The organism is Alienimonas sp. DA493 (assembly GCF_043951915.1).
In the GTDB taxonomy this organism is placed as follows: Bacteria; Planctomycetota; Planctomycetia; order Planctomycetales; family Planctomycetaceae; genus Alienimonas.
The window spans coordinates 1-8,794 of record NZ_JBINJD010000191.1 but is presented as its reverse complement, the minus strand read 5'-3'; the positions used below and the strand labels follow the sequence as shown (position 1 = coordinate 8,794).

Annotated in this window: 6 protein-coding genes; 5 read left to right on the top strand and 1 reads right to left on the bottom strand. The window is 72.2% G+C overall.

All coding sequences use genetic code 11. The features are described 5' to 3' along the window. On the top strand, positions 1-791 hold a 791-nt coding region (locus ACG2DA_RS20115; protein ID WP_395258136.1), incomplete at its 5' end, for a substrate-binding domain-containing protein. A gap of 76 nt (positions 792-867) precedes the next feature. Here the strand turns inward: ACG2DA_RS20115 and ACG2DA_RS20110 are convergent. Next, positions 868-2,445 (bottom strand): sulfatase, encoded by a 1,578-nt coding sequence (locus ACG2DA_RS20110; protein ID WP_395258135.1) that lies wholly within the window; start codon positions 2,443-2,445, stop codon positions 868-870. Positions 2,446-2,673: 228 nt separating this feature from the next. Between ACG2DA_RS20110 and ACG2DA_RS20105 the strand changes: the two genes are divergently transcribed. The 4 genes from ACG2DA_RS20105 to ACG2DA_RS20090 form a co-directional block, all read left to right on the top strand. Next, positions 2,674-3,219, top strand: a complete 546-nt coding sequence (locus tag ACG2DA_RS20105) for a sigma-70 family RNA polymerase sigma factor (protein WP_395258133.1) — start codon at positions 2,674-2,676, stop codon at positions 3,217-3,219. Continuing rightward, positions 3,216-4,910, top strand: coding sequence for a LamG-like jellyroll fold domain-containing protein (locus tag ACG2DA_RS20100; protein WP_395258132.1), 1,695 nt, complete (start codon positions 3,216-3,218; stop codon positions 4,908-4,910). Before ACG2DA_RS20105 ends, ACG2DA_RS20100 begins: the two co-directional genes overlap by 4 nt. Continuing rightward, the gene (locus ACG2DA_RS20095) at positions 4,900-7,788 is read left to right on the top strand and encodes a PSD1 and planctomycete cytochrome C domain-containing protein (protein ID WP_395258130.1); all 2,889 of its coding nucleotides are present in this window, start codon (positions 4,900-4,902) and stop codon (positions 7,786-7,788) included. The genes ACG2DA_RS20100 and ACG2DA_RS20095 overlap by 11 nt, the downstream gene beginning before the upstream one ends. A gap of 61 nt (positions 7,789-7,849) precedes the next feature. Continuing rightward, positions 7,850-8,794, top strand: a 945-nt coding sequence (locus ACG2DA_RS20090; RefSeq protein WP_395258129.1) for a DUF1501 domain-containing protein, incomplete at its 3' end; no start/stop codon positions are given.

Sequence of the window (8,794 nt, the reverse complement as noted above, 5' to 3'; positions counted from 1 at the left end):
CGGCGACTTCGGGCACGGCGACTTCGGGCACGGCGACTTCGGGCACGGCGACTTCGGGCACGGCGACTTCGGGCACGGCGACTTCGGGCACGGCGGCGACGGAGCGGTCGGGGATTCACGACGCGGCCGGCCTGATCCGATGGCTCCGCACGCTGGAGCCGCCCACCGGGCTGTTTGCCTGCAACGACATCCGCGGCCAGCAGGTGTTGAACGCCTGCCGCCGAGCCGGCGTGGACGTCCCGGACGGAGTCGCGGTCGTCAGCGTCGACGACGACGACGTGATCTGCCCCCTGTGCGACCCGCCGCTGTCGAGCGTCCGCCCGGACGCGGCGGGCGTCGGCTACCGGGCCGCGGAAATTCTGCACGGGCTGCTGCGCGGACGCCGGGCGGACTCGCGGCTCGAACTGGCGCCGCCCGCGGGGGTGACCGGCCGCCTGTCGACGCAGGTCTCGGCGACCCGCGACCGCGAAGTCGCCCGAGCGTCCCGCTTCATCCGCGAGCACGCCTGCGACGGAATTAAAGTGCCCGACGTCGTGCGTCACGTCTCGCTCTCCCGCCGTCAGCTCGAGCGCCGGTTCCGCGCCGGGATCGGCCGCACGATTCACCAGGAGATCACGGCGGCGCAGGTCGCGCGGGTACGGCAGCTGCTCGCCGAAACGGACCTGCCTCTGGAGCGACTCGCCCCGTTGGCGGGTTACGAATACAAAGAGATGTTGAGCTCCGTTTATAAGCGAGAAACTGGCGAAACCCCCGGCGGCTATCGACGACGCGTGAAGGCGGCGTCAAAGTGACCGGCCGCAGACAAACGGCGCCGACCGTTCGTCGCGGATCTGGCCCCGTCGCCCGCGTCGCGTGAAGAGACGCCCTTCATTCGGCGACCGGCCAACTGGCGGCGGCGCGGCGGGCGACGTCGGGATAGGCCGCGTCCGTGTCGCCCGCGTCCTCCCGCAGGGCGTCCAGGCGCTCGCGGAGCGTGCGGGCCAGCGCCGCGTACTTCGGGTCGGCGATGACGTTGTGCTGTTCCTCCGGGTCGGTCCGCAGGTCGTACAGTTCCCAGTGCGGCTCCGTCGGTTTGGGCAGGGCGCCGCGGGCGTCCAGCGGCAGGCCGTAGAAGAAGACGAGCTTCGCCTCCGGCGTCCGCACCCCGTAGTGGGCCGGCACGTCGTGGTGCGTCATGTGCATCCAGTACCGATAATAGCTCTCCGCCGGCCGCTCCTGGACCTCCCCGCGGAGCAGCGGGGCGAAGCTGGTTCCGTCCATCGAGTCCGGCGTCGGCACGCCGGCGAACTCCAGCAGCGTGGGGGCGAAGTCCACGTTCCCCACGAACGCCTCCTCCGTCGAGCCGGGCGCCGGGGCGTCCGGCAGCGTCGCCCGCAGAGACTCCGGCAGGCGGACGAGCAGCGGGATCCGCAGCGACTCCTCGTAGATCCAGCGTTTATCGATCAGGTCGTGCTCGCCCAGCATGAAGCCCTGGTCGGAGGTGTAGACGATCAGCGTGTTCTCCAGCTCGCCGGTCGCGCGGAGGTGGTCGATCAGCTTGGCGAAATTATCGTCCACGCCGCGGACGCAGCGGAGATATTTCGTCAGGTACCGGCGGTAGGCCTCGCTCGTGTACGGCTCCGGCGGCAGGTCTTGGTCGACGAACATGTGCATGCCCATGTTCCGACGGACGTTCCGCGGGCCGACCGACGTGCCGTACTGCGCCCTCCCCAGCGGGCCGAACCCCTCCCGGTTCCGCAGCGAGGGCGGCTCGGGGATCTCCGCGTCCTCGTAGAGGAAGTCGTACCGCTCCGCGTTCTGGAAATTGTCGTGCGGCGCCTTGAAGTGGTGCATCAGGAAGAACGGCTTGTCCGACTTCCGGTTTTTCAACCACTTCAGGGACAGCTCCGTGACGGCGTCGGAGACGTGAATTCCGTCGTATCGATTGAATTGAAACGTGTTCTGCGGCCAAGCCTTCGGCCCGCGGACGCGGAACGTGGGATTGTGATACTGCCCCTGCCCCGGGAGGACGGCGTAGTGGTCGAAGGCGGCCGGCTCCGCCTTGAGGTGCCACTTGCCGATCATCGCGGTCTCGTAGCCCGCCTCGCCCATCAACCGGGCGAGCGTTTGCCGTTCGGCGGGCAGTTCGCCCACCAGCGTCCGCAATCCGTGGTGGTGACTGTGCTGCCCGGTCAGCAACGTGGCCCGGGACGGCACGCAGATGCTGTTCCCGCAAAAGGCGTTCGTGAACCGCACCCCCTCCGCGGCGAAGCGGTCCAGGTGCGGCGTCGGGTCCAGCCCCGCCAATCGACCGCCGTACGCCCCGATCGCGTGGGCGGCGTGGTCGTCCGACATGACGAACAGCACGTTCGGCTTGTCGACCGCCGTACCGCCGGCGCCCGCTCCCGCCAATGCGGCGGCATGAGCGTTCAGAACGAGACAACAAAGCGTGAGCGGGCGGATCATCGAGAGCGAACGGGAACGGAAAACGTGAACCGACCCGCCCAACGTACGGCGCCGCCCTCGGCGACCGCACCCATCCAGGAACGCAAATCCCGCAGCCGACGGAGCGAACGACGAAACGCCCGCTCACGCGGGGCCGCGGGCCGCCGACGCGGCATGCGATTCTCGGCGAAGCCCGATTCGGCGCTAACGCCCGCCGTTTCTCCGCCTTTCCGTTGTGGGAGCACCGCCATGACCGACCCCGCCGCCGGACCGCCCGACGACGGGGAGTTCGTGCGCCTCCTCACCGACGCCCAGCTCTCCCTGAGGGCCTACCTCCGCGTGCTGATGCCCGGCCACCCCGCCGCCGCCGACGTCCTGCAGCAGGCGAACGCCAAGCTGTGGGAGCGCCGGGCCGACTTTCAGGCCGGCACCGACTTCAAGGCGTGGGCGATGACGCTCCTCAAATACGAGGTCCTCACCGCCCGCAAACGGGAGGCCCGGGAGCGGCTGCGGTTCTCCGACGACCTGGAAGCGACGGTCGCGGACGAGCTGGCGACCTTCGAACCCCGCGTCGACGACCGGGCCGAAGCGTTGCAGGCCTGTTTGAGCGCCCTGCCGGCGGAGAAACGCGACCTGCTCGTCGCCCGCTACGGGGCGGACGAGACGCTCGCAGAGTACGCCGGCCGGGTGAAGCGGAGCGTCGGCGGGCTGCGGGTCACGCTGCACCGCCTGCGGGCGGCGCTGGCGGAGTGCGTCGAACGACGACTGGCCGGCGTGACGGGGGGCGGACGATGAACAATCCGAACGCGCCGACGCCGCCGCCCGACGGGCCGGACCGGGCGATGCTGCTCGAGGGGTTCGTCGACGGCACGCTGACCGAGGCGGACCTGCTCGCCCTGGAGGCGGAACTGTCCGTCGATTCGGCGTTCCGCCAACGGCTCTACCGCCGGCTCACCCTGGAATCGTTGCTGGAGGAAGCGGTCCGGCCGGACGGGGCCGAACCGACCCCGGCGCCAGTCGCGCCCGCCGCGGCTCCCCCGGCCGAGACGCGGTCGCGGCGGCGGTTCGCCGCGGCGCTGCTGGCGACGGCGGCCGGCCTGCTCGCGGCGGCGCTGTTCACCGCGGTCTGGAACGACGGCGCCGAACCGGCCGGCGGGACGCTCGCGGACGCGGGGGAAGAGACGGCGTCCGGCTTCGGCGTGGTCAGCGGGCAGGAGGACGCTCAGTGGGCCGGCGCCGGCCTCCGCACCGGGGAACTCGTCCCGGGCGGGCCGCTGCGGCTGGAATCCGGCTCCGCCCACCTGGAACTGTTCAGCGGGGTGCGGCTGCTGGTGCGGGGGCCGGCGGCGTTCACGGTCGACTCCGCGATGCGGGTGACGGTCGCCTCCGGCCGGGTGCAGGCCCGCGTGCCGGAGCCGGCGGTGGGCTTCCGCCTCCGCACCGCCGCCGGGGAACTGGTCGACCTGGGCACGGAGTTCGCCGTCGACGCCGGGGCCGGGGGCGCCGCGGAGGACGTCCGCGTGCGGGTGCTGGACGGGGCGGTCACGCTGTCCCCGTCCGAGAAGGGCGCGGCCGGCGAAACGAAGCGAATCGAACCGGGCGGGGTGTGGCGGTGGAGCCCCGACGCCGTGCGCCCCGACGAGGACGCGGCGCTCCCGGCGGCCCCGCTGGACGACGCCCGCCGCCGCCTCGCGGACGCCCGCCGCGAACGGCTGACCCGTTGGGAAGCCGCCCGCGAACGGTGGCTGAAGGACCCTCGGCTGATCGCCTGGTACGACCCGGCCGCCGGGGCCGACGGCGGCGTCCCGAACCTCGCCGAACGCACGCCGGACCGGGGCCTCACCGCCTCGGACGGCACGGTGGTCGCCGCCGAGCCGGCCCCGGACCGCTGGGAGCGGGCTGGCGGGGCGCTGGACGTCAGCCGGCCCGGCAGCCGCGTGCGGCTGGCCGTGGAGGGCGAGAGCCCGGGGCTCACGCTGCTCTGCTGGGTGCGGATCGGCAGCCTCGACCGCGACTACAACTCCCTGCTGCTCTCCGACGGCCACCGGGCCCGCTCCCCGCACTGGCAACTGCTCCGCGACGGGCGGCTGTTCTTCTCCCTCAAACTGCCCGACGCCGACCGCGAGGCGAACCCGCGGGCCGAAACCAAGTTCCTCTCCCCGCCGGTCTGGACGCCGGCCCGCAGCGGCCGCTGGATGATGCTGGCCGTGACCCTCGACCCGGCCGCCGGGGAGGTCCGGCATTACGTCGACGGCGAGCCGGTCAGCGAACACGCCCTCGCCCCGGCGGTCCGCGACGCGGCGGAGCGCGTGCGGGTTGGCCGGGCGACGATCGGCAACTGGACCGAGCCGGTCTACCGCACGGACCCGGAGTTCACCGTCCGCAACTTCAACGGCCGGATTGGGGAGACCGCGGCGTTCGCCGCCCCGCTCTCCGCCGCCGAGATCCGCGACCTCTTCACCCAGGGAACGCCTGATGCGCGCTGACGCCGTCCGACCGCCGTTGCTCGCCGTCGCCGTCGTGTGCGGCCTCGCCCTGACGCCGTCGCCCGCCGCGGCGGACGACGGGGACGCGGCGTGGCCCGCGGAGCCGGACCCCGAAACGCATTTCACCCTGACGGTCCTCCCGCTGTTGGAGACCCGCTGCGGCGGGTGCCACGGCGCCGACGCCGAGGAGCCCGGCGGCGCCCTGCGGACGGACTCGCTGAAGTCCCTGCTGGCCGGCGGGGAGAGCGGCTCCCCGGCGATCGTCCCCGGCGACCCCGCGGGGGGAACGCTGATGGACGCGATCACCTGGGCCACCTACGAGATGCCCCCGAAGGAAGCCGACCGGCTCTCCGACAAAGAGGTCGCCGCCGTCCGCCGCTGGATCGCCGACGGGGCCGTCTGGCCGGATGAAAAGACCCGGAACCGCATCCGGAAGCGGGACCGCGAGGCGGTCGAAACGGCCGACGGGCGGCTGGTCGCCACCAGCGGCGGGCAGTCCGAGGCGTGGACCGGCCGCCGCTACGCCCCGGCGGACCTCTGGCACCTTCAACCCTTGCCGGCGGCGGACGAGCCGCTGTCGACCGAGGCCCTCGCCGCGTTCGTGGACGAGCGCGTCGGGGCGAAGCTGGCCGAGGCGGCCCTCGAACCGGCCGGCCGCGCGACCGCCCGGGACCTGCTGCGGCGGGCGAGCTTCGACCTGACCGGCCTGCCCCCCACGCCGGAGCAGACCGACGCCTTCCTCGCCGATCATCAACGCGACCCCGACGGGGCGTGGGAGCGGCTGATCGACCGGCTGCTGGCTTCCCCGGCCTACGGCGAGCGGTGGGCCCGGCACTGGCTGGACGTCGCCCGCTACGCCGACACCGGCGGGATGAGCAACGACTTCGAACGCTCCAACATGTGGCGCTATCGCGATTACGTGATCCGGGCGTTCAACGAAGACAAGCCCTACGACGAGTTCGTGCTCGAACAGCTCGCCGGGGACGAACTGGCGGACGCCTCCGTCCTCGAGCGCACCGGCGACGAGGCGGCCGTGCGGGAGGCCCAACTGTCCGGCGATTATACGCCGGAGGAGGCGGAGCAGATCGTCGCCAGCGGCTTCCTGCGGCTTGGCCCGTGGGACAACGCGATGATCAAGGAGGAGGAGGCCCGGCAGATTTATCTGGACGACTTGGTGAACGTCGCCGGGCAGGCCTTCCTGTCCACGACGATGCGGTGCGCGAAGTGCCACGACCACAAATTCGACCCGCTGCCCACCCGGGATTATTACCGCCTCTACGCCGCCTTCAGCACGACGCACCCGGTCGAACGGCCGGTCCCCTTCCTGCCGGAGGAGAACCGGGAACGGTTCGAGGAGGAGCGGGCCCATGTGGAGAAGATGCTCGCCTTCGCCACCGAGCGGCGGGACGCGCTCCTGGAAAAGCAGGAGACCGCCGCCCGCGCCTGGTTCGCGGAGCGGGACCTGCCCTACCTCGACCCGAACGCCCGCAAGGACCTGCGGGACGAACAGAAGCCGCCCCGCCACGTCGGCCTGACAACCGCGGAGCAGGGCGAATTAAAAGTCCGCGAGCAGGACGTCTGGATCTGGACCCGCCGGCTGGAGCGGTTCGAGCCGATGGCCCAAAGTGTTTATAACGCCGGCTCCGCCAAGCTGGCCTGGAACGGAGCCCGCAAGCTGCGGATCGATAAAAAGGCGTTCGGAACCGAGCCGCCGGAGTGCTTTATTCTTGAGGGCGGGGCCCTGGACGCCCCGGGCGAGCCGGTGAAGCCGGGGGTGCTCAGCGCCGCGGGGCTGCCGGTCCCGGGGACGGACGACTACCTGCTGCCCGAGGACGTCGACGACCGCCGGCTGGCCTTGGCCCGCTGGATTGCCGACCCGGCGAACCCGATCACGGCCCGGTCCTTCGTGAACCGGGTGTGGGGCTGGCATTTCGGCGTCCCGCTGGCGGAGAACGGCAACAACTTCGGCGCGAAGGGCGGGAAACCCACTCACCCGGAACTGCTGGACCGGCTGGCGGCGGACTTCGTCGCCGGCGGGTGGCGGCTCAAACGGCTCCACCGGGGCCTGATGCTGTCGGAGACCTACCGCCGCAGCACCCGCCACCAGGACCCGGACGCCATCGAGACCGCCGACCCCGCCGGCCGGCTGCTCGCCGCGTTCCCCCGCCGCCGGCTCTCCGCGGAGGAACTGCGGGACGCGATGCTGGCCGTTTCCGGGGAGTTGGAACCGTCGGCCGGCGGGCTGCCGGTCCGGCCGGAGATAAACATGGAGGTCGCGCTGCAACCGCGGATGTTGCAGTTCTCCCTCGCCCCGGCCTACCAGCCGTCGCCGGAGCCGGAGGTCCGCAACCGCCGCACGATCTACGCCTACCTCGTCCGCGGTCAGGCGGACCCGCTGCTGGAGACCTTCGGCCAGCCCGGCCCGAACGATTCCTGCGAACTGCGGGAGACCGCCGCGACCGTGCCGCAGGCGTTCACCCTGCTGAACAGCGACGCGGCGAACGACCGGGCCGCCGCGACGGCCGCCCGCATCGCCGACGAGGGTCTGCACGGCCCCGAGGCGGTGGACCGGGCGTTCGAACTGGCGCTGAACCGCCCGGCGACCGCGGCGGAGCGGGAGCGGCTGGCGGACTTCCTCGCCGTCGCCGCCGAGGAGCACGCCCATCGCATGCCGGAACCGCCGACGTACCCGACCCGCATCACGCGGTCGCTGGTCGAGGAGTTCTCCGGGGAGCCGTTCGAGTACGAGGAGATCCTGCCGACCTTCGCCGCCTACGACCCGGGAGTGAAGCCGGCGGACCTGCCCCCCGCGCAGCGAGCCCTCGCCGACGTCTGCCTGCTGCTCTTCAACAGCAACGAGTTCGCCTACGTGGAATAGGCCGCCGCGCCCGTTTGTCCGCTCTCTTTCGCCCCGTCCCGCCCCCAACTGGAACCCCGTGATGCCCCGTCCCGACCTCGGACTGCTCACCCGCCGTCAGACCCTCTGCGGGTTGGGGGCCTCGCTGGGGGCGGTGGCCCTCACGGACCTGCTGGCCCGCGAGGGCGGGGCGGCGAACGTCGGCCCGGCGGACGCCAAGCCGAAGCCGATGCACCCGCCGAAGGCCAAGCGGGTGATCATGCTGTTCATGGAGGGCGGGCCGAGCCAGGTCGACACCTTCGACCCCAAGCCCACGCTCAACCGGCTGCACAAAACGGAGTCGACCCGCACCGACGGCCTGGCGACGGGGGAGCGGTTCTACGTCGGCAGCCCGTTCGGCGCCCGGCAGGTCGGCGACAACGGCCTGTGGATGAGCGACCGCTGGGAGCACCTCGCCGCCCCGGACGTGGCGAACGAGCTGTGCAACTACCGGGGCCTGCAGGCGGAGTCGCTGAACCACCCGGAGGCCCTGTTCCACATGAACACCGGCAGCCGACTGGGCGCCGACCCGGCCGTCGGCGCCTGGGCGAACTACGGCCTGGGCAGCCTGAACGAGAACCTGCCGAGCTACGTGGTGATGACGGAGCTGGCCGCCCCGCAGGGCGGCGCCGGGAACTGGTCGAACGGCTTTCTGCCGCCGGAGTACCGCGGCACGCGGCTGCGGCCGGTCGGTTCGCCGATCCTGGACCTCGACGCCCCGCCGCACCGCAGCCGGGACCACCAGCGACGGATGCTGGACGAACTGGCCGCCCTGAACGCCGGCCACCCCGCCGCCGACGAGGACCCCCGCCTCGCCGCCCGCACCGCCGGCTACGAACTCGCCTTCCGCATGCAGGCCGACGTGCCGGAGGCGGTGGACCTCGCCGCCGAAACCGCCGAGACCCGCGCCCTCTACGGCCTGGACCGCAAGGAAACCAAAACCTTCGGCAAGCAGTGCCTGACGGCCCGCCGGCTGATCGAACGCGGC